At 38.3% G+C, this 23,519-nt stretch carries 24 protein-coding genes and 1 pseudogene; 19 read left to right on the forward strand and 6 right to left on the reverse strand.

The window, feature by feature from the left end:
* The first annotated feature begins 207 nt into the window (after positions 1–207).
* The 9 genes and pseudogenes from ACFQZ9_RS08610 (at position 208) to ACFQZ9_RS08650 (ending at position 8,912) form a co-directional block, all read left to right on the forward strand.
* A complete protein-coding gene (locus ACFQZ9_RS08610; RefSeq protein WP_498943291.1) occupies positions 208–768 on the forward strand; it encodes a GNAT family N-acetyltransferase in 561 nt (186 codons plus the stop codon).
* Positions 769–1,145: 377 nt separating this feature from the next.
* The gene (gene hmpA, locus ACFQZ9_RS08615) at positions 1,146–2,357 is read left to right on the forward strand and encodes an NO-inducible flavohemoprotein (RefSeq protein ID WP_498943293.1); all 1,212 of its coding nucleotides are present in this window, start codon (positions 1,146–1,148) and stop codon (positions 2,355–2,357) included.
* A gap of 125 nt (positions 2,358–2,482) precedes the next feature.
* Positions 2,483–3,802 (forward strand): VTT domain-containing protein, encoded by a 1,320-nt coding sequence (locus tag ACFQZ9_RS08620; RefSeq protein ID WP_498943295.1) that lies wholly within the window; start codon positions 2,483–2,485, stop codon positions 3,800–3,802.
* A 113-nt stretch (positions 3,803–3,915) separates the two neighbouring features.
* On the forward strand, positions 3,916–4,689 hold the full coding sequence (locus ACFQZ9_RS08625; RefSeq protein ID WP_498943297.1) for an SGNH/GDSL hydrolase family protein: 774 nt from the start codon (positions 3,916–3,918) through the stop codon (positions 4,687–4,689).
* An 8-nt stretch (positions 4,690–4,697) separates the two neighbouring features.
* On the forward strand, positions 4,698–5,612 hold the full coding sequence (locus tag ACFQZ9_RS08630; RefSeq protein ID WP_498943299.1) for an ABC transporter ATP-binding protein: 915 nt from the start codon (positions 4,698–4,700) through the stop codon (positions 5,610–5,612).
* Positions 5,605–6,585 (forward strand): ABC transporter permease, encoded by a 981-nt coding sequence (locus ACFQZ9_RS08635; RefSeq protein ID WP_498943301.1) that lies wholly within the window; start codon positions 5,605–5,607, stop codon positions 6,583–6,585. Before ACFQZ9_RS08630 ends, ACFQZ9_RS08635 begins: the two co-directional genes overlap by 8 nt.
* Positions 6,586–7,337: 752 nt before the next feature.
* Positions 7,338–7,703: pseudogene (locus tag ACFQZ9_RS08640) on the forward strand (CAP domain-containing protein); the annotation flags it as partial.
* 123 nt (positions 7,704–7,826) lie between these two features.
* Entirely contained in the window at positions 7,827–8,195 is a 369-nt protein-coding gene (locus tag ACFQZ9_RS08645) for a VOC family protein (RefSeq protein ID WP_498943303.1), read from the forward strand.
* 153 nt (positions 8,196–8,348) lie between these two features.
* Positions 8,349–8,912: a hypothetical protein gene (locus ACFQZ9_RS08650; RefSeq protein ID WP_498943305.1), complete on the forward strand. Its 564-nt coding sequence runs from the start codon at positions 8,349–8,351 to the stop codon at positions 8,910–8,912.
* Between the two features lie 65 nt (positions 8,913–8,977).
* Here ACFQZ9_RS08650 and ACFQZ9_RS08655 read toward each other — a convergent pair whose 3' ends face one another.
* The gene (locus tag ACFQZ9_RS08655; protein ID WP_498943307.1) at positions 8,978–9,391 is read right to left on the reverse strand and encodes a hypothetical protein; all 414 of its coding nucleotides are present in this window, start codon (positions 9,389–9,391) and stop codon (positions 8,978–8,980) included.
* A gap of 178 nt (positions 9,392–9,569) precedes the next feature.
* Here ACFQZ9_RS08655 and ACFQZ9_RS08660 point away from each other — a divergent pair, with 178 nt between their 5' ends.
* Both ACFQZ9_RS08660 and hmpA (ACFQZ9_RS08665) read left to right on the forward strand, forming a co-directional pair.
* A complete protein-coding gene (locus tag ACFQZ9_RS08660) occupies positions 9,570–9,695 on the forward strand; it encodes a hypothetical protein (protein ID WP_498943309.1) in 126 nt (41 codons plus the stop codon).
* 211 nt (positions 9,696–9,906) lie between these two features.
* Positions 9,907–11,196 carry an NO-inducible flavohemoprotein gene (gene hmpA, locus ACFQZ9_RS08665; RefSeq protein ID WP_498943310.1) on the forward strand — a complete coding sequence of 430 codons (1,290 nt, stop codon included), beginning with the start codon at positions 9,907–9,909 and terminating at the stop codon, positions 11,194–11,196.
* A gap of 46 nt (positions 11,197–11,242) precedes the next feature.
* Here the strand turns inward: hmpA (ACFQZ9_RS08665) and ACFQZ9_RS08670 are convergent, their stop codons facing one another.
* A complete protein-coding gene (locus tag ACFQZ9_RS08670) occupies positions 11,243–11,452 on the reverse strand; it encodes a twin-arginine translocase TatA/TatE family subunit (protein WP_026575209.1) in 210 nt (69 codons plus the stop codon).
* Positions 11,453–11,778: 326 nt separating this feature from the next.
* Between ACFQZ9_RS08670 and ACFQZ9_RS08675 the strand changes: the two genes are divergently transcribed.
* The 8 genes from ACFQZ9_RS08675 to ACFQZ9_RS08710 all read left to right on the forward strand — a co-directional run bounded on the left by ACFQZ9_RS08675 (position 11,779) and on the right by ACFQZ9_RS08710 (position 19,364).
* A complete protein-coding gene (locus tag ACFQZ9_RS08675; RefSeq protein WP_498943312.1) occupies positions 11,779–12,699 on the forward strand; it encodes an ABC transporter ATP-binding protein in 921 nt (306 codons plus the stop codon).
* A 21-nt stretch (positions 12,700–12,720) separates the two neighbouring features.
* Positions 12,721–13,866, forward strand: coding sequence for an ABC transporter permease (locus ACFQZ9_RS08680; RefSeq protein WP_498943313.1), 1,146 nt, complete (start codon positions 12,721–12,723; stop codon positions 13,864–13,866).
* 391 nt (positions 13,867–14,257) lie between these two features.
* Positions 14,258–14,410 carry a hypothetical protein gene (locus ACFQZ9_RS08685; RefSeq protein ID WP_498943315.1) on the forward strand — a complete coding sequence of 51 codons (153 nt, stop codon included), beginning with the start codon at positions 14,258–14,260 and terminating at the stop codon, positions 14,408–14,410.
* 65 nt (positions 14,411–14,475) lie between these two features.
* Positions 14,476–15,000, forward strand: a complete 525-nt coding sequence (locus ACFQZ9_RS08690) for an acyl-CoA thioesterase (RefSeq protein ID WP_198309813.1) — start codon at positions 14,476–14,478, stop codon at positions 14,998–15,000.
* A gap of 189 nt (positions 15,001–15,189) precedes the next feature.
* Positions 15,190–16,179, forward strand: a complete 990-nt coding sequence (locus ACFQZ9_RS08695; protein WP_498943317.1) for a TAXI family TRAP transporter solute-binding subunit — start codon at positions 15,190–15,192, stop codon at positions 16,177–16,179.
* Positions 16,180–16,242: 63 nt separating this feature from the next.
* Positions 16,243–16,770 (forward strand): DUF1850 domain-containing protein, encoded by a 528-nt coding sequence (locus tag ACFQZ9_RS08700; RefSeq protein WP_498943318.1) that lies wholly within the window; start codon positions 16,243–16,245, stop codon positions 16,768–16,770.
* Positions 16,771–16,804: 34 nt separating this feature from the next.
* Positions 16,805–18,718 (forward strand): TRAP transporter permease, encoded by a 1,914-nt coding sequence (locus ACFQZ9_RS08705; protein WP_498943611.1) that lies wholly within the window; start codon positions 16,805–16,807, stop codon positions 18,716–18,718.
* Between the two features lie 94 nt (positions 18,719–18,812).
* On the forward strand, positions 18,813–19,364 hold the full coding sequence (locus ACFQZ9_RS08710) for a CBO0543 family protein (RefSeq protein ID WP_198309816.1): 552 nt from the start codon (positions 18,813–18,815) through the stop codon (positions 19,362–19,364).
* A gap of 40 nt (positions 19,365–19,404) precedes the next feature.
* On the opposite strand, the gene dltD is transcribed toward ACFQZ9_RS08710, so the two are convergent.
* Genes dltD through dltA form a run of 4 tightly spaced genes read right to left on the reverse strand, consistent with a single transcriptional unit; the run spans position 19,405 to position 23,512 of the window.
* Positions 19,405–20,601: a D-alanyl-lipoteichoic acid biosynthesis protein DltD gene (gene dltD / locus ACFQZ9_RS08715; protein WP_498943320.1), complete on the reverse strand. Its 1,197-nt coding sequence runs from the start codon at positions 20,599–20,601 to the stop codon at positions 19,405–19,407.
* The gene (gene dltC, locus ACFQZ9_RS08720) at positions 20,598–20,834 is read right to left on the reverse strand and encodes a D-alanine--poly(phosphoribitol) ligase subunit DltC (RefSeq protein ID WP_198310159.1); all 237 of its coding nucleotides are present in this window, start codon (positions 20,832–20,834) and stop codon (positions 20,598–20,600) included. Before dltC ends, dltD begins: the two co-directional genes overlap by 4 nt.
* Before the next feature lie 15 nt (positions 20,835–20,849).
* On the reverse strand, positions 20,850–22,007 hold the full coding sequence (gene dltB, locus ACFQZ9_RS08725) for a D-alanyl-lipoteichoic acid biosynthesis protein DltB (protein WP_498943321.1): 1,158 nt from the start codon (positions 22,005–22,007) through the stop codon (positions 20,850–20,852).
* On the reverse strand, positions 22,004–23,512 hold the full coding sequence (dltA, locus tag ACFQZ9_RS08730) for a D-alanine--poly(phosphoribitol) ligase subunit DltA (RefSeq protein WP_498943612.1): 1,509 nt from the start codon (positions 23,510–23,512) through the stop codon (positions 22,004–22,006). The genes dltB and dltA overlap by 4 nt, the downstream gene beginning before the upstream one ends.
* Positions 23,513–23,519 lie beyond the last annotated feature (7 nt).

Below are 23,519 nucleotides of genomic sequence, written 5' to 3' on the forward strand. Positions count from 1 at the left end.
TGGGAGAGTCTTTTTTTTGGGTGGAGGGGTGGGATGGAGAGGAATGGCAAATAAAAAAGCCCAAGAGGAAAATATGCTCCTAGAGAGTCAATGAATTTACCATACTCCGGGAAAAACAAGGGGAGAGTCTATTATAAACCAAAATAATTAAAAAGGATTTCCCCCTCCCTCCACCGAATTAATTACCATTGAAAGGGGACATCAAAAATGAAACCAATCCTACTCGATTTTCCAGAACAATTTTACACAGAAAGATTACGAATCAGTATGCCGCTACCTGGAGATGGAAAACTCGTTTACGCGGCAACTCAGGCATCAATTAAAGAACTAAAGCCATGGATGCCATGGGCACATAAAAATCAAACCGAAGAAGATGTAGAAGTTAATATCCGTGATGCACATGCTAAATTCTTAACCCGCGAGGATTTAAGGCTTCATCTTTTCGATAAAGAAACAGGTGAATTTATCGGATCATCCGGATTACATAGAATCAATTGGAACGTACCCAAATTTGAAATTGGCTATTGGATCGATACTCGGTTTAGTGGAAAAGGATACATTTCAGAGGCGGTTGAAGGGATTACAGAATTTGCATTTACCGAGCTTCAGGCAAGAAGGTTAGAAATTCGCTGTGATACTAAAAACACTAAGAGTCGGGCCATCCCCGAACAATTGGGATTTACCCTTGAAGGAATCTTAAAAAATGATAGTCTTTCCGGTGATGGAAAGGAATTAAGGGACACGTGTATATTTGCAAAAACTAGGTAAAGAAAAAGAGCATCTGCAACCGCAGATGCTCCATTCCTTTAACAACATATTTCTATAAAAAGAACTACCTCTTCATAATCGCTTCTTTTGCTGTTTTAGCAGCGAACCCATAAAACTAAAAACTTTTTCCTCATTTTAAAATTCCATTTCGTGCTTTATTTAGTAAAAAGTTAAAAAATTAATACCTTATTCCTTTAAAATTACAAAAATTTACATTTTTAAAAGTAAAAAGTTTTATTTTTAACAGAGTGAGCAATTAGTTTAGAATTTTCTGAATTTCTAAACGTGTGATTCAAATCACATTCTTTGTATGAAAAATTTCATATAATCACAGTGGGAATAGAGATAACCGTAAAAAACGTGAGGAGTGTATGAAAATGTTAGACCAAAAAACAATTGACCTTGTGAAATCCACTGTACCCGTTTTAGAAAAACATGGAGAGCAAATTACTACTCGTTTTTACCAATTAATGTTTGGAAATCATCCTGAACTCTTAAATATTTTCAACCATGCAAACCAAAAACAAGGCAGACAGCAAAGAGCCCTTGCTAGTGCAGTCTATGCTGCAGCGATGTATATCGATAACCTAGAAGCGATTTTACCGGTTGTACAACAAATCGCACATAAGCACCGCAGCCTTGGTATCAAACCAGAGCATTATCCGATTGTAGGAAAACATCTATTATTGGCGATTAAAGATGTTTTAGGCGATGCAGCGACAGATGAAATTATTGATGCCTGGGCAAAAGCATATGGTATCATCGCAGATGCTTTTATCAGTGTTGAAGCGGAAATGTATGATGAAGCTGCTAAACAAAAAGGCGGCTGGGATGGCTTCCGTAATTTCATTGTTGACCGCAAAGTAGAAGAAAGTGATGTCATTACTTCTTTCTATTTAGTACCAGAGGATCAAAAAGAAATTGCCCACTTTATTCCTGGTCAATATATTAGCATTAAACTTGAAATTGAAGGAGAAAAGTTTACCCATATTCGTCAATACAGCCTTTCAGATGCACCTGGAAAAGAATATTACCGTATCAGCGTTAAACGTGAAGCTGGTACTGCTAATCCAGACGGAAGGGTTTCTAATTATCTTCATGACGAAGTTAAAGAGGGAGATGTACTTAAAGTGAGTGCTCCTGCAGGCGACTTTGTATTAGACACGACGAAAAATACACCAATTGCCTTATTAAGCGGCGGTGTGGGAATCACACCAATGTTAAGTATGTTAAAAACCGTTGTAGAAATGCAGCCAGAACGTAAGGTTACCTTTATTCATGCAGCTGCCAACGGAAATGTCCATGCTTTAAGGAACGAAGTTGAAGCACTTACAGCGCTTGAGCAAGTGAATTCCTTCTTCTTCTACGATTCACCAACAGAAGAGGACCGTCAAAATAATAGCTTTGATGTAGAAGGCTATGTAACGCGTGATTGGATTGAAGAAAATGTCACTTACAAGGATGCCGAATTCTATTTCTGTGGACCAGTTCCGTTTATGAAGTCCGTCAACCGATCCTTAAAGGACCTTGGAGTAGCCGAAGATAATATCCATTTTGAATTCTTCGGACCAAAAGGAAGCTTAGTATAATCAAAAGAGCAAACCGATTTCCTAAAACGGAAGTCGGTTTTTTCTATTAAATATCCGGAAAAGGATTACTATATTGCCGAGGTATGGATAAAATACCACTATACCATAAGCGAGGAGGGGCCAAATTGCATTATTTAACTAGTTTTATGAACGATTACGGATATTTGGTCCTCTTTCTTTCATTAATTTTGGGAATTATGGCACTCCCCATACCAATTGAAGCGCTTATGGGTTACGCTGGATTTTTGGCCTATCAAGGCCAGCTGAACTGGTTAGCAAGCGTGCTCTCTGCCTCTGTTGGATGTTTATTGGGGATGATGATTGCTTATTGGATCGGCGCGAAGCTTGGAATGCCGTTTTTTGAAAAATACGGGTCAAAAATTCACTTAGGACCGGAGAGGTTGAATTCAACCTCGATTTGGTTTAAAAAATATGGGAACAAGCTATTGATTGTAGCCTTATTTATTCCAGGAGTCAGACATATTACCGGCTACTTTTCGGGAATTACCCGGCTTCCCTTTATCATTTTTTCAATCTTTTCAGCGATTGGTTCCGTTATTTGGGTATCCACGTTTATTTTGTTAGGGAAAATGCTTGGACCCAAATGGGGAATTTTTCACGAAATAATCAAAAAATATTTAATCATCGGCAGTATGATTATTGTGGTTCTGTTAGTCATCTTCTATCTATTTAAAAAATTTCAGAAGGAAATGATCCTTACCCTGGTATTCATCGGAAAGAGAGCACTTGAAATCTTTCATACACGGAGGAGGACTGAGCTGTTCCTTGCCGGAATCTCACTGGTAACCTTGGGTTTCATTATTTTAATGATTAACCTGATTCAAAACTATCTTGAGAACGACATCAATGATTTGGATACTGTTATCAATATGTTAATTTCAATCATTTTTAAAAATCAATTTGATCTATTAATGAATTTCTTTTTGAAGCTTGGAACGGCAATGATGTTGATTAGTATCATCTTTTATACGCTTCTTTGGATTATTTGGAAAGGGAAAGATAAGCTGATTGAACTTTATTTTTTGTTCATTGCCGTTGCCGGCGGAGAAATTTATGAAGAAATCCTTCGTAATGTTTTTCATCGGTTATCACCTGATGAACCGTCCTTACTCGAACGATTTCCTTATAGTTTTCCAAGCGAACAATCTCTAATGTCCTTTGTTATTTACGGTTTTTTCTTTTTTATCATGCTGCGGCATAGTAAATACCTTCGGGTCCATACAATACTTATTGTTCTCTGGATTGTAATACTATTGTTCATGGGTATTAGCCGGATTTACTTTCATGTCCAAGACCCAAGTCAGATTGCCGCAGGCTATGTATTTGGCGGGGTCTGGCTTGGTTTGACAACTATGCTGCTAGAAATTTTCCGATTGCTCACCACCATCGATTCTTCGAAAAAGAGGTCCCGGATTCGGGTTTAAAAAGGGCTGACCCACTGTAATGTAATTCAGTCTTTTTAACAGAATCAAAAAGTTTGATTCTCAAACAATTTATGATTAAATGAAGGTAGAAATTGCCAGAAGGGATGATAGGTTTGAATAAAAATATAATCCGTTCGATTACCCTTATTTCGGTCTTGTTTTGCCTTCTCTGGCTGGTCGGTCTTGGCTGGGCTGTTGGAGAGTATTATGCCGGTAAACCGGAAAAAGTTCCGATCGCAACGGTCACGAAAAAAGCTGAAAATTCAAAGGGTTTAACCATAGTTGCGCTTGGTGATTCGCTTACAAGAGGGACTGGGGATGAAACGGGAAAAGGTTATGTTGGTGATTTGCTCGATGAAATAAAGGGAAAAACCAAGCGTCCTGTACAGCTTACCAACCTTGGAATAAATGGACAGCAGTCCGAAGGGCTAAGAAAACAAGTAAGGCAAACAGAGGTACAGCGGCAAATTCAAAAAGCCGACATCATCTTGTTGACAATAGGCGGCAATGATTTATTCCGCGGCGGACAAGGGTTAATGGACTTTCAAGGCAGAAGCCTTACAACCATCGAGAATAAGTACCTCAATAATTTAAAATACATCTTTGGGCAGATCCGCAAAGTGAACAGTACTGCTAATGTATTTTTTATTGGCTTATATAATCCATTCATTGAATTTGATCAAGGAAAAGAAATGTCAAAAGTGATTCGTCACTGGAATTATGATAGTGCAGAAATCAGTGCTGCCTATCCAAAAATTATTTTTGTACCAACGTTTGATTTATTTGAATTAAAAGTGAATGACTATCTGTATTCAGATAAGTTTCATCCAAATACGAAGGGGTACCGTTTAATTGCTGAACGCGTTGCGGCCTTGCTCACCTGGTAAGGAGTGTCATGATGGGGAATATCACATTATCTGTACAGAATCTAAAAAAAGTAATCGGGAAGAGAGAAATTATCAAAGGCTTGTCCTTCGAGTTAAAAGAAGGTGAAGTTTTTGGATTCTTAGGACCAAATGGTGCAGGAAAAACAACCACCATCCGAATGCTGGTCGGCTTAATTAAACCCACTTCAGGTTCTATAAAAATTTGCGGATATAATATAGAAAATTCCTTTCAAGAAGCGATGGGTAACCTTGGCTGTATCGTGGAAAATCCTGAATTATATCCCTATTTATCAGGATATGATAATCTGCTTCTTTTTTCGAGAATGCTTGAAGGGATTGGAGAGGAAAGGATTAAAGAGGTGACCAAGCTTGTTGGCTTAAACGATCGAATTCATGATAAGGTGAAAACCTATTCGCTTGGGATGAGACAGCGCCTCGGAATTGCTCAAGCCCTTTTAGGAAAGCCGAAAGTGCTAATCCTAGATGAACCAACAAATGGCTTAGACCCTGCTGGAATTCGGGAAATGCGTGAATTTATCCGGTTTTTAGCAATAGATGAAGGCCTTACAGTCCTTGTATCAAGCCATTTGTTAAGTGAAATTCAGCAATTATGTGACCGTGTAGCGATTATAACAAAAGGTTCCATCATTAAGATTGATACAGTGCAGGATTTGTTAGCGAATCGTGAAAGAATGGAATGGCATATCCATCCATTTGAAAAAGGAAAAGAGATCTTAAGCTCACTAACGCCCATTGAAGAAACAGAGGACGGTGCTATTTTAACGGAATTTGATGAGCAGATGACACCGGTGTGGAACCGTAAATTGGTGGAGGCAGGGGTTTTTATAACAGAGATGAGTCGAAAAATGCCTGTACTTGAAGACTTATTCCTCGAATTAACCGGGGGTGATTCGATTGAATAAATTGATTCAAAACGAAATGATGAAATTAATCGCTAAAAAGCGGATTGTGGTCATTGCTTTAATAATAGGGGTTCTCGTTATTTTATTTACATACGCGCAGTATAAACAAGTCCAAACTCAAAGAGAAAAATTGGGCACAAGTGATTGGCGGACTATTTTGCAGCAACAAATTGTCGATACGACGAATCGATTAAGCAGCAGTCGAATTTCAGAAGAGTGGAAAAAACAACTGCAAATCACCCTGCAGCAGGAACAATATTATTTGGATCATGATATTAATCCATCTGCACCGGGTGCTCCAACCTTTATTAGAATGTTTTTAGAAAACTCAATTGACTTATTTATACCGCTCATGGTGATGGTGATTGCCAGTGACTTGGTTTCATCTGAGCATAGTCTGGGTTCAATAAAGCTCCTTCTGACTAGACCTGTGAAACGATGGAAAATTCTTATGAGTAAATATATTACCCTTTGCCTCGCCGTTTCATTAATTATTGCCATCACTGGAATTTTATCCTATATAATATCCGGTCTTGTTTTTGGATACAAAGGATGGGGAACTCCTATCTTAACAGGATTTAATGTAAATGAGTCCGGGCTTAACACTTCCTCCGTTAAAATACTAAAGCTTTGGCAATTTTTATTAATGGATTTTGGCTTGGTTTGGTTTGTAGCCATTGTCGTTGGAACGTTATCTTTTATGTTGTCCGTTTTAATCCGCAGTACGGCAGCGGGGATGGGAATTATGCTTGCAGCTCTTATTTCAGGTGCAATCTTAAACAACATGGTCTCATCCTGGCAGTCAGCAAAATACTTTTTTATGGTCAATTTACGGTTAACCGACTTTTTAAGGGGAATGGCCCCACCGATTGAAGGGATGACATTATCCTTTTCATTAATGGTTCTCCTCATTTGGTGGGTTGCAGCCATTTTTGTATCATTTTTTGTTTTTATGAAAAAAGATGTGTATTAACACGATATTTCCCATCGATACTTTATCCCATAACGGAAAAGATAATAAACGTATCTTCTAAAATCTAAGGGGGTATGTGACGGATGGGCTTTAAAAAGACGAAATTAGTTGTTGCTTCACTAGCTATTGCTTCATTAGCCGCTTGTTCCACCAATAAGGCAGATGTAGATAATACAGCTGTGAACCATCGGAATGTTTCAACAAATGATCTAAATGATCGCAGTGCTTTGAACAGAGACTTAACAAGAGTAAACAATCCGTTAAATGATAACCGTACTTGGAATGACCGAAATGATGAAATGAACCATCCGGGGGTATTAAACCCGCGTAATGTTTCAACTGGGGATTTAACCAACCCAAATGTGTCAACCCGGGACTACGATTGGAATGATCGGGAAAATGGTAATGGTTGGGACAATCGGGTTACCGAATTCGGGAAAATGATGTCTACAACCGAGATTCACGGAAACAAAAATGGATTTATTACCATCGACCCGAACTCGTTTAGTACGGATACACCGAGTCATAAGTTTCCGCATAGCGAGCGGGTCCAACAAGGGAATTTCTGGTACTATAGTTTTGCTCCTAATGCTGTAAATCCAAAAACAAATTTACCGAATACAGGTAAAAATGGTATGGTCACGAATCCAAATACAGGGAAACAGGGTACAGTCAATAAGACTACACCAAAAACTACAACACCGCCTGCCCAGCAACCAACCACTCAGGCGCCAGCTGGGATTACCAAAATGGCGCAGCAGGTTATTGATTTAACCAATGCGGAAAGAAAAAAAAATGGGCTTCCGGCACTTTCAGCAGATGCTTTATTAAGCAAAGTTGCTCAGACAAAATCAGATGACATGGAAGCAAAACATTATTTTTCACACACTAGTCCAACTTACGGTTCACCGTTTGATATGATGCGGGACTTTGGTGTAACCTATAAATCAGCTGGTGAAAATATTGCCATGGGACAGCCTACTGCACAAGAAGTTGTCACTGCTTGGATGAATAGTGAAGGACACCGAAAAAATATTTTAAGCCCTAACTATACGAATATTGGGGTTGGTTTTAACTCTAAGGGAAATTATTGGACACAGGAGTTTATAGGTAAATAACCAAAAGAGAGCTATTTTCTTTAAAAAGGAATAGCTCTCTTTTTTATGAATAAAATTTGATGGAATTTTAAAAATTTTGTAAAATAAGGCTATGCACCCATAATCTGTTTTGGAGGGATGAAAATGGCCTTTTCATTTAAAAAAATTGATCATGTCCAGCTTGCTGCACCAAAAGGGTGCGAGGATGATGCCCGAGAATTTTTTAATGGGATTCTTGGTTTAACCGAAGTAGAAAAACCGGAAGAATTAAAGAAACGCGGCGGAGTTTGGTTTGAATTTGGCACTTTTCAGCTTCATATTGGGGTAGAAGAGCCCTTTACACCGGCGAAAAAAGCCCACCCTGCATTTGTGATTGAAAATATTGAAGATTTAAAAGCACATTTAAAAAATAAAAATGTTTCGTTTACGGAAGATGATAATCTGCCAGGTGCAAACAGGATTCATGTTCACGATCCCTTTGGCAACCGCCTTGAATTTATGGAATGGATGTAAACAGAGATTTGTCGAACTTGCTGGAATTCTATTTCCATCCTAAAATCCCTTCTTAATGGAGGGATTTTTTTTTGAATATTTTTAAAGCGAGAGGGTATCATAAATTCGTGCCATTTAAAAAATGGATGATTTTACTAATGAAGGGAGATTTATATGAAGAACAAACTTTTTGTTTTGATTCTTGGGTTGTTTTTAGCCGTACCAGGTCTAGCATCAGCACACAACCATATTCCCGTTGATCATGAAGGGCATGATAATCATAAGGGAGATTGCTGTGATAAAGATAATCACCGTCACCATTTTATGCACGGAGATTGGAAGGCAAAAATGGCTGCGCGGGAAGGGAAAATTTTAGCGTGGGTGAACCAATATACCCCTGAGAAAAAAGCGGAATGGACGAAAATGTTCTCAGAGAAAAAGGTTCTGATGATGAAATGGCTAAGCCCGCAAAATGCAGCAAAGCGCGAGCAGTGGAAAAAAGAGGGCATGGAAAAAATGGAGAAGTTCCGAAAGCAGTATGATGAAGGAAAGATAACCAAAGAAGAATTCCTTAAAAAAGTTCATGGCGGCAAGGACATGAGCCATTGGCAAACCTACCATGAATTAGAGGAAGCCGTGGCAGAAAAAGACAAAGAAGAGGCTAAAAAATACCTAAATCAATTATTGGAGCAATACAAAGCACATAACCAAATGTTAAAAGATTTAATGGCAAAATAGTTTTTTTCAAAACGCTCATTCTTGTGAATGAGCGTTTTTGGTTCAAAAAAGCAGGGATTGGTTTTTCAATCATCCAATTCTTCCACATTCACTAAGACATTGTCCTTATAGTAGACAATTAATTCGCTGGTTGCCTGTGCGGCCTTTTGAATGATCCTAAGATTTCTGCAAAACAAAGGGATTTCAACGGACCCGCTTCGGAAAATAATATAGGTAAATTCATCCGAAAACGGTGATTCCTCATCGCGGATCATCAAAAATGTCCCTTGAAAACTAGAAAGAGCATGAATGTCTGAATTCTCTGCTTCTTCCACTTGAACGAGAAAATTTTCATTCACATGCCTTAGAAGTTCTCTCAAAAATAAAAGAAGAGCAATAAAACCTAAGACCATTAAGGCAACCATATAGCTATCTGACAGCGTAGGAATCGAAATAGCCAACACCCAGCAAAGCACAGCAACCACAATGTGAAAATACATAATTTCCACCTACATTTAAAAACTGAAAATTTAATTATTTGTATTTTTAGAATACAATAATTTTTCGAAATCGTAAATGTTTAGTTTTACGAAACTGTTAAATTTTGATTACTACTTTTAAAAACAGAAAGAAGAGGGAAGATATATAATTGAAGGCTAGTCACGAGGAGGAATGAGAATGAATCGAAAAAATTTAATGATGACCACTGTTGCCCTAGGTGCTGCATATTTACTAAGAAATAAAAAATCCCGGCAAAAGCTGATGGGTCAATTCCAATCCTTGGCAGATAAATCACGAAGATAATTCTCTGACACATTCCCTGTACAACTTAGGGGATGTTTTTTTATTAAGCTGTGTTAAATGTGAATGCTGACTTTTTAACATCGTTGAATAGAGCAGAGTGCCTGAAGCGGAAAACACATCGTTTAAAAAAGCCTTTCATTAAACATGCAAAACCTACCTTAATGCCATCATTCTTGTACGGACATACTTTCTATGAAGGGGGGAATTTATCATGAGTTTAAACACTACATTGGAAGCAAAACATTCATGGAAAGAAGTTTTAAATAAAGTAAAGGCGCTAGATCCTAAAAAATTAGAAGTGATTAAAGCAACCTTGCCGGTGGTAAAAGAACATGGCGAGGCAATTACGAAGCAATTTTATAAGCGAATGTTTAAACAACATCCGGAACTAAAAAATATTTTTAATCAGACGCACCAAATCACCGGCCATCAACCAAAAGCATTAGCGGATGCCGTTTACGGTGCAGCAGCAAACATTGAAGATTTTAGTCAAATCATGCCTGTGCTTGAGCGAATTGGTGAGAAGCATCGCAGCCTACAAATTAAACCCGAACACTACCCAATCGTTGGTGAAAACCTTTTGGGCGCGATAAAAGAAGTTCTTGGCGATGCTGCTACAGATGAGATCATGAATGCATGGGCAGATGCCTATGGGGTGATTGCAGATGTGTTCATTCGTATGGAAGACAAAATGTATAAGTCGACTGAATCACAGCCGGGCGGTTGGGCAGGGTTCCGTGATTTTGTAGTAGACCGAAAAGTAAAGGAAAGCGATGTAATTACTTCCTTTTATTTAAAACCAAAAGATGGACAACAAATCACTACCTTTATTCCCGGTCAATATATTACAGTAAAAATGGAAATGAGCAGTGAAGAATATACTCATTTAAGGCAATATAGTTTATCTGACAGACCTGGTTTGGAGTATTACAGAATCAGTGTAAAACGGGAGGATGCAAGAAGCGAAGGAATTCCGAACGGGATTGTATCAACTTATTTGCACAGCCACGTGAATGAGGGGGATATCATTCCCATCACGGCACCTGCCGGAGATTTTTACTTAAATATGGATTCTAGCCTGCCATTAGTCTTAATCAGTGGCGGGGTAGGTTTAACACCAATGATGTGTATGTTGAATACAACGGTGAACGAAAATCCGAATCGAACGGTTTATTATATTCATGCAGCAATTAACAGCAATTTGCATGCGTTTAAAGATCACGTCAACGACCTTGCCGCAGAACATAAAAATGTAAAATCCTTCGTCATATATGAAAAACCTAGTGAAACCGATCAGGAAATGAAGAATTACGATAAGGAAGGCTTTTTTACACTTGAATGGCTGCAAAGTGTTTTACCATCCAATGATGCGGATTTTTACTTTTGTGGCCCTTCGCCATTTATGAAGGTTGTCAATCAATCGTTAAAACAATGGAAAGTCCCTGAAGAACAGATTCACTATGAGTTTTTCGGCTCCTTTGGAAATCTGGACGAGTTTTAAAACTAACAAAAAATGCAAGATGAACAATCATCTTGCATTTTGCCTTTTATTTTTTCAAATCAATTTGTTTTGCTTCTTTAATATCTTCTTTAAATTCTTCCTTTATATCGTCGGCAATTCCTTCGGTTGCTTTCTTAAATTCGCGAATCGATTTTCCAAAAGCACGTCCAATTTCCGGGAGCTTATTTGGGCCAAAAATGACTAATGCAACAACTAAGATTAAGATTAATCCTGGTACTCCAATATTTGAGAACATGGTAACACTCCTTGCGAAGATGGTTATTTACTTCTATCCTCATTATAACTTTTTATCTTAGATTGTACAGTATATTAAGCAAATGTAGCATGAATCATAAATAAGATAAAGAATCCTATTCCCAGCTCAAATGCCACTATTTTAATGGTTAACACCACCTCAAAATATTGTTCTTGCCAATCATATAAATATTAATTATTTCTTAAGATTCCCTTAATAATTAGAAAAAGATTAAATTTTATCTTTTTCCAGAATAGGTATTTCATTGTTTCTAGAAATGTATAATATATAGGTTGCAAAAAATGGATTTTTTTGGAGGGTAATAAATGGAGGAATCGGTAATTGTAAGTAATTTGGTAAAAATATTTGGCTCAAAAAAGGCCCTTGAAAATGTTTCATTTACTGTAAAGGAAGGAAGCTGCTTTGGTTTGCTTGGTCCAAACGGGGCAGGTAAATCAACCACAATGAAAATTATTACAGGTATTATTGAAGCAAATGAAGGGGGAGTGGATCTGTTTGGGCAGGATATCCGAAAATCTGCGGAGTCAATTCGCAAGATCGCCGGTTACGTTCCTCAGGAAATTACCCTATACGATAAAATTTCCGCTTATAACAATCTTATCTTTTTTGGAGAAATGTACGGGGTGAAGGGTAAGCTGCTTAAAGAGAGAATTACTGAAGTGTTGGACCAGGTGGGGCTTAAAGAACGGGCTAATGATCCAATCAATACCTATTCAGGCGGGATGAAGCGAAGGATTAATATTGCCGCCGCCATGCTCCACAAACCAAAATTGATTATTCTGGATGAACCAACCGTCGGGATTGACCCGCAATCACGCAATCATATTTTTGAAATTATAAAGACTCTACGTTCTGAGGGAGTAACGATCATTTATTCCACTCACTATATGGAAGAGGTGGAGGCTCTTTGCGATGATATTGCCATTATTGATCATGGTAAGGTCATTGTCCAAGGGAATCTGGATGACTTACTACGCTTATATGCAACAAAAGCGATTTACCTTGAGTTAGAAGATCAGCAACATTTACCTGCAATCCCAGGTATCAAGAAGGTCAGCGAACATAAGAAGGGCTGGCTGCTTGAAACGGATGAGGTTTTACCTTCAATGGAAAATACCATCCAAGCAGTAACGGAGACAGGAGCCAAAGTAAAGGCATTAGAAATGATGAAACCTTCACTCGAAAGTGTTTTCTTATCCTTAACGGGAACGACCCTCCGAGATTAATGAAGAAAAGGAGAACGTGCAATGATCAAAAGCATTATTCGGAAAGAAATTCAAATAACACTGAAGGAAAAAGGGACCTTTTTTTGGCTGTTTTTACTTCCAATCTTTTTTATTGTCATTTTTGCATCAATTTTCGGAAACACCTCAGATAAAATCACCATTTCCTATTATGACCAAGACCACTCCGAGATGTCCCAAATGTTTTTAAAGCAATTAAAGCAAATTCCCGGTTTTGAATTAAAAAAGGATTCTTCTCTTTCATTGAAAGAACAAATTAAAGAAATAAAAGAGGGGCGGTCCACATCACTTTTGGTTATTCCAAAAGGTTACGAGGAAAATTTAAAGGCAAATCGACCTGCAGATATTCAGCTATTCCGAGATGCAACAGCAGATTCAGCCGTCGCACCGATTAAAGCGGTACTCGAGAATATGACAACATCTTTTAGAGAAGCCAAACTTTCACAAACGCTTCAAACCTTAGGACAAAACACTGCTCAGGCCAAAGTCACTTTGACGCCGCCAGTCGAAGTGAAAGAAATTAAAGAAAATGCCGCTAAATTGAATATGATTACGCAGGTTGTCCCAGGATATACGGTAATGTTTGTATTTTTTATAATGATCACAATGGTTCGAAATTTCATTAAAGACAAAGAGTCAGGGATGCTTTCGCGTCTAAGGAGTACGCCGATGAAATCCTACCATTATTTAATAGGGATGTGGGTGCCGAATATATTGGTCGTCATAACTCAATCCACTGTATTATTAATGTTTGGAAAAGTGGTATATGACTTGAATATCGGAGACCTGCTTTCAATAATCTTAATTGTTATAAGTTTGGCGATATGCGCAACCGGCTTAGGTTTACTACTGTCTGTATTTGTTCGTAGTGAAAATCAAGGCGTTGCCTTTGTGCAAATCATTACGATGGGCGGTGCTGTTGTTGGAGGTTTATGGTTTCCCTATGATTTCCTGCCAAGATTTGCACAGATTATCGGTAAATTCACTCCTCAGTATTGGGCTCAGCAGGGCATGCAGAATGTCATGATTCGCGGGGCACATTTGGGGGATATTTGGATGACCGTCTTGATCCTTTTAGCATTTGGATTAATAGGTTTAATGATTGCTAGTTTACGATTTAAAAAGTTTTTTACGACTTCGATTAATTAAAAAAGGTTATTAAAAAACACGCTGAGTTCATTTTTAGCGTGTTTTAATACTTTTATTGATTTGAAATTTTTTTAAGCTGAACTTGTGCCTTATGACTGGCAAGATTTTCAAAGACTATTGGATAAAGCAAGAAAATGGATTTGTCTGCTAATTTTTTTTGCGCTAAATATACTTTTTGTTTTTAAAAGCGCAAAAAAATTTGGCGCTTTTTAATTTTATGCCCAATAAATTTAGAATCTTTTAAAAAATCGAAATTGGCACGGAACTTGCATTGTTTAGTAGATTGAAATTAAAAACTGGGAGGTATGAGTTTCCGGAAAGAAGAAAAATAAATTAAAAAAGAAAAAATGATAACAGAAAATAAATTATCAATTAGTTGGAGGGATTTTAAATGTGGGTAATCACTGTTCATTCAAGGAATAACGTTCAAATGTTTGAGTTTGATAATGAAAAAGAAGCAAAAGAAGTTTTGGCTAGAATTCCAGGGTATAAAATTCTTACCGAAGTAATTTATTTTAATGACGATTCTTTTAATGAAAAGTAGGTGGGGAGTAATTCCAATTTTGATCGAACTAAAAATAGATAGATGTGTTTTAAGGGGATGTGTTCATGGAAACAAAATATTGTAAAGAATCAAGGGTTATAAGAACAAGCCGTGTATTTCCGAATGATGTAAATAATCACAATACATTATTTGGCGGTCAGCTAATGAGTCATTTGGACCAAGTTGCTTCAACCTCTGCAGCACGTCATAGCCGTAGAGAATGTGTAACTGCTTCAACAGATACAGTTGACTTCTTACACCCGATTCAGACAACTGATTCGGTCTGTTTTGAATCATATGTAACGTGGACAGGCACATCATCAATGGAGGTATTTGTAAAAATTATTGCTGAGGACTTAAAAAGTGGTGAGTGCAAAATTGCAGCAACTGCCTTCCTAACGTTTGTAGCACTTGATCAGAATAAGCGTCCAACACCCGTTCCACGTGTTATTCCGGAAACAGAAGAAGAGAAAAGATTGCATGAAACAGCAATGGAGCGAGCAAGAATTCGAAAAGATCGGAAACAAAAAAGTAAAGAATTAGAAGCATTTTTAACGATAAATTATCCAAGTGTACAATATAGTTTATAATGATACGAATCTACCGAAGATCAAAAGATAAAATAATAGGTTAACAGGGGCAATGATTAGTCATTGTCCTTTTTTTATAAATAGAAAACAGGGCTAAAGTACCAACTTTGTAATATTTGACAAGTTTGTAAAATACCTATCATAGAAATAGATACGAAATTGGTAATCCAATAAAGGGGGAAATAGGTATTGAAAAAGAAAAAATTTCTCACAATCTTTTTATTAGCATTTTCGATGATTCTTGCTGCTTGCAGTAGTCAAGAAGAGGATGAGAAAACGAATGGAAATGGTAATGATGAGAAAACACCAAAATTTATGAGTATTTTAACAGGGGGAACGGGTGGAACCTATTATCCGCTCGGAGGATCATTTGCAAAAATCATCAAAGATGAAACAGGTATACAAGCCAATGTGGAAACTAGCGGAGCATCTGCTGAAAATATGAACTCCTTGAAACAAGGGGATGCAGAAATTGCCTTTACCCAGACGGATATTGCCTCCTATGCAAAAAGTGGTAAATTGATGTTTAAAGACAATAAGGTTGAAAATGTCCAGGCGATTGCAACACTTTATCCGGAAACGATTCAAATTGTCACAACGGAAAAGTCTGGAATTAAATCAATGGAAGATTTAAAGGGGAAAAAGGTTTCAGTTGGTGCTCCAGGTTCCGGGACAGTTGCAAATGCTGAACAAATCCTGGAATTACATGGCATGACCTTTGATGATATTAAGAAACAGGACCTCTCTTTTGATGAATCTACACAAGGCATTCAAGACGGCACAATTGATGCAGCATTTGTAACAGCAGGTACTCCTACCGGAGCAGTTGAAAGTCTATCCGCAACAGAAGATATTGTTATCGTTCCAATTGCTGGCGATAAAATCGATGCGCTGATCGAAAAGTACCCTTACTATGTAAAGGATGAGGTTCCTGTCGGAACGTACGGTTTGAAGAATGCTGCATCCACCGTTGCTGTTCAAGCTATGCTTGTGGCAAGAAGCGACCTTTCGGAAAAAGTAGTATACGATATTACGAAAGCTATTTTTGAAAACTTAGATAAAGTAACACATGCAAAAGGAAAATTGATTAAGGTGGAAAATGGACTAAATGGTGTAGGAATCGAGGTTCATCCAGGCGCTCAAAAATATTTCGATGGAAAAGGTGTTAAGGCGCAATAAGAAGACAATGACCGGTTGTGCTAATCCAAGCAAGCCGGTCTCATTTTCAAAAGTGGAGGGAAAATGAAAAAAGGTAAGTTTCCAAAATTTATCATGTATCTAGTATTCTTTCTTATCCTACTCACCATCTTTGCAGCCATACCGCTCCAAGAGTCACTTGTGTTCCAACCGCCTCACTCCACTGCTAAGATCGCCTACATTCCGATAAAAGACAACGCCCATTTTAAAATTAAATACACTCATTCGATCCATCTAACAGATGTCGTAGAGAGCTACAAAATGACTTCAGATCACAAAATACAGCAATATGAACTGGAATATCAGGATTTTGCCATTGGTATGCCGGCAAATGCCGGTGAAGGAGAAAGATTTATGCAAAAAAATGGAAAATATTACATCGAAAATATGAAACGAATTTTTCCTTTTTTTAATCTACGAATCGGACAGGTCCGTGCTAATCATCGGGTGATATTTGATCAAAGGGAATATCCCTTATCCCGCTACATACCAGGGACCACTGTAAAAGTAGAATTCCGTAAATTAAGTATTTTTCAAAGGTGGAAAGGAGTGAATATCCTTGAGTCAATTTGAAGAAACCTTGTCTATTGAAAAACAGCAGGAACTGATGGAAAAGTATGATCCGGAGGCTGGAACAAGAAAGCTTAAGGGTATTGGAGGATGGATTGCTTTCGCAGGATTATTAGCCTTTTCTTTATTTCATCTCTATACAGGTATTTTCGGGGTGTTAACAGCTCAGCTTCAGCGCTCAATCCATCTAGGGTTTGCCCTTGCACTTATTTTTTTACTTTTTCCGGCGCGGAGAAAAAACAGGGGAAAAGAAAATAGGGTTGCCTGGTACGACATAATCTTAGCTGTTATTTCCATTATTGTGGGTGCTTACTGGCCGCTCATGATTGATGACTTAGTGTTAAGAGCAGGGATGTTAACAAACCTTGATTTTTACGTGGGGCTGGCAGCCATTATATTAGTATTGGAAGCAACCCGTCGTGCAGTCGGTCTCCCGATTACGATTATAGCGATCGTCTTTATGCTATATGCTTTGTTTGGCCAATCGATGCCCGGATTCATTGCTCATCGAGGACTTGATTTGGAACGGCTGGTACAGACGATGTTTTTTACCACTGAGGGGATTCTTGGTACACCAATTGGTGTTTCGTCGACATTTATTTTTCTTTTCCTATTGTTTGGTTCGTTTTTAATTAAGACAGGGGTGGGGGAGTACTTTAATGATCTTTCAATTGCTATCGCCGGGAGAAGCGTCGGCGGGCCGGCAAAGGTAGCGGTGTTTTCAAGCGCGCTGCAAGGAACGATCAGCGGCAGTTCTGTGGCAAATGTGGTAACCTCCGGAGCTTTTACCATCCCGATGATGAAAAACCTTGGCTATAAAAAAGAATTTGCCGGTGCAGTTGAAGCGTCTTCGTCAACAGGCGGTCAATTGATGCCGCCGATTATGGGGGCAGCCGCCTTCCTTATGGTCGAGTTCATCGGTGGAGGTATCACGTATTGGGATATTGCTAAAGCTGCGGCAATCCCAGCAGTATTATATTTCACCGGGATTTGGATTATGACTCATTTTGAAGCGAAAAGAATCGGACTTCGCGGGTTAACAAAGGAAGAAATGCCAAGCCGGAAAGAAGTCTTCAGTAAACTTTATTTGTTATTGCCAATCATCGCGATTGTAATTCTATTAATGTCTGGTATGAGTGTCATTCGAGCGGCATTATGGTCGATTGTCATTACCGTGGTAGTGAGTGCTTTAAAAAAGGATACGAGAATTGGCTTTAAAGGAATAGTGGATGCACTAGTCGATGGCGCACGATCTGCGCTTGGAGTGGCTGCGGCAACGGCTGCCGCCGGAATCATCGTGGGTGTGGTGACAAAGACAGGTTTAGGCTTGAAAATGGCAAACGGGTTATTGGATCTATCCGGGGGATACTTACTTCCTACTTTATTTTTAACGATGGTTGCATCGTTGATTCTCGGAATGGGATCACCAACGACAGCAAATTACGTCATAACCTCGACGATTGCAGCGCCGGCCATCATTTTATTAGGGATACCGGATTTATCGGCTCACTTATTTGTGTTCTATTTTGGAATTGTCGCGGATATCACACCGCCGGTGGCATTAGCCGCATTTGCAGCGGCGGCGATTTCCGGGGGAGAACCATTTCGAACGGGAGTGGAGTCTTCAAAACTCGCGATATCGGCGTTTATCATTCCGTATATGTTTGTGTTATCGCCGGAATTACTGATGATTGATACGACATGGTCTTACTTAATATGGGTGGTGTTTACCGCCTTCATTGGGATGATCGCCATCAGTGCGGGAGTGATCGGCTTCTGGATGCGAAAAATGTTCTGGATCGAACGGATTTTTGCGGTTATTTCAGGGTTGTGTTTAATCTATCCGGAGAAAATCAGTGACATCGCTGGGTTGCTGTTGTTTGCTTTATTATTTGGACTACAAAGGTTGAAAAAGAGTAGCAATATCTCAAAATTTCAAAAGATTGAATGAGAGTCCTCCGATTGAGGGCTTTTTATTTTGCTTCGGAGTATAATAAGCGCCAAATTGGAAAAAAATAAGCTTTATTTTACATATAGGTGATTCCATGAAAAATAAAGTTTATGACGAAATGAATAAAGGCTTGGAGTTAATCCATCAAGGGTACCAAATCAAATACGATATTTGGCAGGATCAGGTCCTTTTTACCTGGCGCTGGTGGCTTGGCTGTGGACTCGTAATACTTTGTTGGGTGGGCTGGAGCTTTTTCAGAAAGAAGAGAAGCTCCGATCGGCTGTTCTATGCAGGATTGTTCGTTATGACAATTTCGGTAAGCTTGGATGCAATCGGAATGCAGCTTAAAGCATGGAATTATATCTATCCGCTAATCCCATTAATTCCAGCCTATTTACCCTATGACCTAGCGTTAATGCCAGTGTCTGTCATGCTCTTAATCCAAGTTAAACCAAAGATAAATCCATTCTATAAAGCGATTTTGTTTGCTGCTTTGACGTCTTTTGCCGGGGAACCCATTTTTAAGTGGCTGGAAATTTATGAACCGCTAACATGGAGATATATTTATTCTGTTCCTTTTTATATTGTCATTTATTTAATAGCTAATTGGTTGAGCAAGAGGTCAAATTTTGAAAAAATTATATAAGAAAAGCTTGGACTTTTTAATAAATCCAAGCTTTTCTTGATTAATTTAATTGAGCAACGTTTTTATTATTGCCAGCATAAAATTGTTCAATGGCTCGATCGGTATAAACCCAGCCCTTCCAGCCGATGTGAATCGTATCCTTCATGAAATATGGGTCGTATTCATGTCCGGAAAAATCGGCTACTTGAAAGCCTGAAGCCTCAATTTGTTTCTTAATTCTGTGATAATAAGTGATACGACCTTGTTTCGGGAAGCCGGTATAATCATAATAATGGCCATTGACCGGAACTGAGATAAATAACGGTTTTGCACCTGACTGCTTCAACACGTCTAAAACAAGCTGAAAGTCACCGTATTCCTTCGATTTTCCATAAGAAGCATGGATGTTTTTATTTTTTAAAGAAGGCAGGAAGCCTTTGATTTTGTTATATTGTGAGTTCACAACGTAAAAATGATTGTTTGTTGCCCGCTTAGCACCGTATTGGTCAGCTTCCTGTTCCAGTTGGCTCCATGTTCGATGTTTTACTCTTGGATTGATATCCCGTTTACGGTGAATCCCGCCTGCCAAAGAATAATATAAATCTTTCTTTTCTAGTAAATGGCGGTAGGCAAGGGCGAAAGGCCGTACGAAAATTGCTTCCCGTTTTGTCCAAGGATCATTTGTAATCTCCGCCTTGTAAAGAGTAGAGAGCATTGGGTCATCCTTTACCGATGAATAAGTCAATAAACGTTTGATTGCTTCCTTCTTCACTTGTGGATTGATTGTGTTGTTAAAGGCAAAATCATATCCTTGTAAAGAAGAATAATTGGGAACAAAATGCGATTCATCGGCTCCTTTAGGGTTAAACCATTGCGGAGATAGGACAAACACAATTTTCTTACCTCGAAGATCGCCAATATGCTCGGAAAAATTTAAAAAATGAATAAGCGATTCGCTGCCGCCGCGCCCGATAAGAAAAGGAGTAAATTCTTCATGCACCTCTTTAAAATAATTGGAGGGGTGGAAGCGGTCCAGCCTTGCGAGTTCAGATGATCCATAAATCGGCAGATATTTTGGGTCCTCTAACATTTTTTTCTGAATATATTTTCCCTGAAACATGAATGGATTTAATTCTGTTGCTGCCTGACTCACCCGGTTCTTTGGAATCATGCTTTCAATCCAGCGATCCGGAATTACAACTAGGATCAACAGGACAAGAAACGCTAGAAAAAGCGGGATAAATACAGGCTTTTTCATCTCATATCAGCCAACTTTATTGCGATATTATTAGGAGTATTCCATGTATCTCGATCAAATTCAGTAATCGGAACGGTAATCCCAAAGCGCTCTTCGACTTGAACGAGTAATTCTACCGTACCAAATGAATCAAGCAGGGCAGAATCAAATAAATCAATATTTGGATTTTCTTTCACCACATCATCCTGACAAACTTCTGCAACTAACTCAATTACTTGTTCTTTAAATTCCATTGTAATCAAACTCCTCTAATGAATTAAGTGACCGGAAAAAATATAAAATCCAAAGCAAACCACATGGAAGGTTAATAGGATACTAAACACTTCAGTAAACTTATTTTGCGGCCACCATTTATGCTTTTTGTTCCATTGCTCAAAGGTATTATAGCCGACCATTAATACGGCATGATAAATTCCATAAATAATATACTGGATCGCAAGTCCATGCCAAAAACCCATGAGCAGGAATAGTAATATATAGCCAAGATTGGATGTTACATTACGATTTTTAACCCATTTCTTTTTAGTCATCCAAAAAACAAAGCGCATATAGACATAATCTCGAAACCAGAAAGAAAGGCTCATATGCCAGCGATTCCAGAAATCCTTCATATTTCGGCTGATAAACGGAAGATTGAAGTTTTCCGGCGATTTGACACCCATGATATAGCTGACGCCAATTGCGAAACAACTATAACCGGCAAAATCAAAAAATAAGTACATGCTATAACTGTACATATAAAAAAGATGACTCTGAAAATGGTTGGCTGCGATGAATCTTAAATTGGCAATTAAAAAATGATTTAACGAATATCCAATAATATATTTGTATAAAAACCCTTGAAAAATTTTATTGATTCCATCGTATAAAAATTGCTTATATTCTTCTCCTGTTAATTCCTGCTTTAGGTCCTTATCAAACCTGCGATAGCGGTCAATCGGGCCTGATGAAATTGTCGGGAAAAACAGAATGAAATAAAGCAGGCGAGGGAGAGGAATATTTTGTTTAATCAACCCATCCCTTGTTTCCATAATCATTTGTGTTCCCTTAAAGGTTAGATAAGAAATCCCCAAAAAAGAAATCCAATTAACCTGTGAAAAATAGGGCAGTAACTTTGAAATGACCAATGGAAAAATAGAGGCAATTACAGCAATCGAGAAAACCCAGCCACTATTCCCCTTTTTCCGATAGCTGATATACCCTTGTATTAATAGAACCTGCCACACGGTGAAAATAATTAAAGCAATGAAACCGGTAAGCTTTGATGAAAAAATTATCGCTAAGACAAGAACAGAGATAATCATATTGTAAGAATGAAATCTCTTTCCTTGCAGTCCAAGAATAACCGTCGGTGCTAAAAGAATCACTAGGATGAAAAAGAATGTAAAAGAGCCGTAAGGTGTCATAGTAAAACCTTTTCACGTATTTTTTTTCGATCGATTTTCCCATTCGGAGTGATTGGAAGTTCTTCATGATAGGAGAACTTTCTTGGAATCATATACGCTGGAAGGACTTCACCTAGTTCTTTTTTAATCGCACTGGTCAATTGATATTCTTTTTCAAAGCTGTGCTCAGCCGGGATGATTAAAACCGATAAATAATCAATTTTCTCATTTTGATAGATGGGAATGACAACTGCTGATTTCACATATTTCGATTTGGAAATATGGTGCTCGATTTCCTCTAGCTCCATTCGATAGCCATGCAGCTTAATTTGAAAATCCATCCGTCCTTTATAAAAAAGGTTCCCCTGTTGGAAATATCCCGCATCACCAGTCCGGTAAGCAGGCATACCGTTATAGGTGAAAAAGGCTTTTTCAGTCAATTCTTTTTGGCCTAAATATCCTTTGCTGACACTAGGTCCGACAATAATGATTTCACCTTTTTTACCCTCGGGGATTAACTGTTGATTTTCATCTAGTAAAACAATTTGTGTATCAGCTTTTGCTTTCCCAACAGGAAGGGTTTGAAATTTCAGCAGAATTTCATCAGTCACTTCAACCGAAGTGATTGCAACCGTTGCCTCTGTTGGCCCATACGTATTGTATATTATCGCATTAGGAAAGCGTTCCTTCAACTGCTGGCAGATGGACACAGGAAGAATCTCACCGCAGAAAAGGAAAACAGAAAGATATGGAAGCAGTTTCTCATTAAATGATGGGTCCATTAAGCACATTTGAACAAAAGATGGTGTTGAAGTCCATACCTGTGTATTCGATTTTTTTAATTCCTCAAATAAAATTTTCGGTTTAGCAATCATATCTTTTGTAATGGCAAAAATCGTCCCGCCGCTTGCTAACGACGGATACAAGTCCATGACAGAAAGGTCAAAGGAAAAGGGTGCCTGGTTTAAAAAGCGTAAGCCACCGGAAATATGGAAATCTTCCACCATCCAATTCACAAAGCTTTGCAAATTGTTCGCAGAAATTTGCACGCCCTTTGGATTTCCTGTACTGCCTGAAGTATAGATGACATAAAAATTTTCATCTTCCTTTACCCAACTATCCATCGGAACAGGTAATGAAGGATCAACCTCCATTTGGTTAATGTTGATGATTCGAATGGACGAATTTTCAAAGAATAAAGGTTGATTTGTAACATTGATGACGATTTCTGTTTTTGAGCTCTCGATGATTTTGACAATCCTCTCCACAGGGATTGAGGTATCAACAGGAATATATGAATGCCCAGCTTTTACACTGCCTAGAAAGGCAATTAGCATTTCAGGCTCCATGTGGCCATAGATTAAGATCGGTGATGATGGCGTAAGCTCAAGTTGTAAGATATAGGAGGCAACTTCCTCCGATTTATTCCAAAGTTCTCGATAGCTGATTTCTTCATTTTGGGAGATAAAGGCTAATGATTCAGGTTGTGTATCAGCCAAGTTTTTTATTTTAGATAGTAGTTCCATCATTCGT

Origin of the sequence: Neobacillus sp. GCM10027624, assembly GCF_042675345.1 — a bacterium.
GTDB lineage: Bacteria > Bacillota > Bacilli > Bacillales > Cytobacillaceae > Neobacillus > Neobacillus cucumis_D.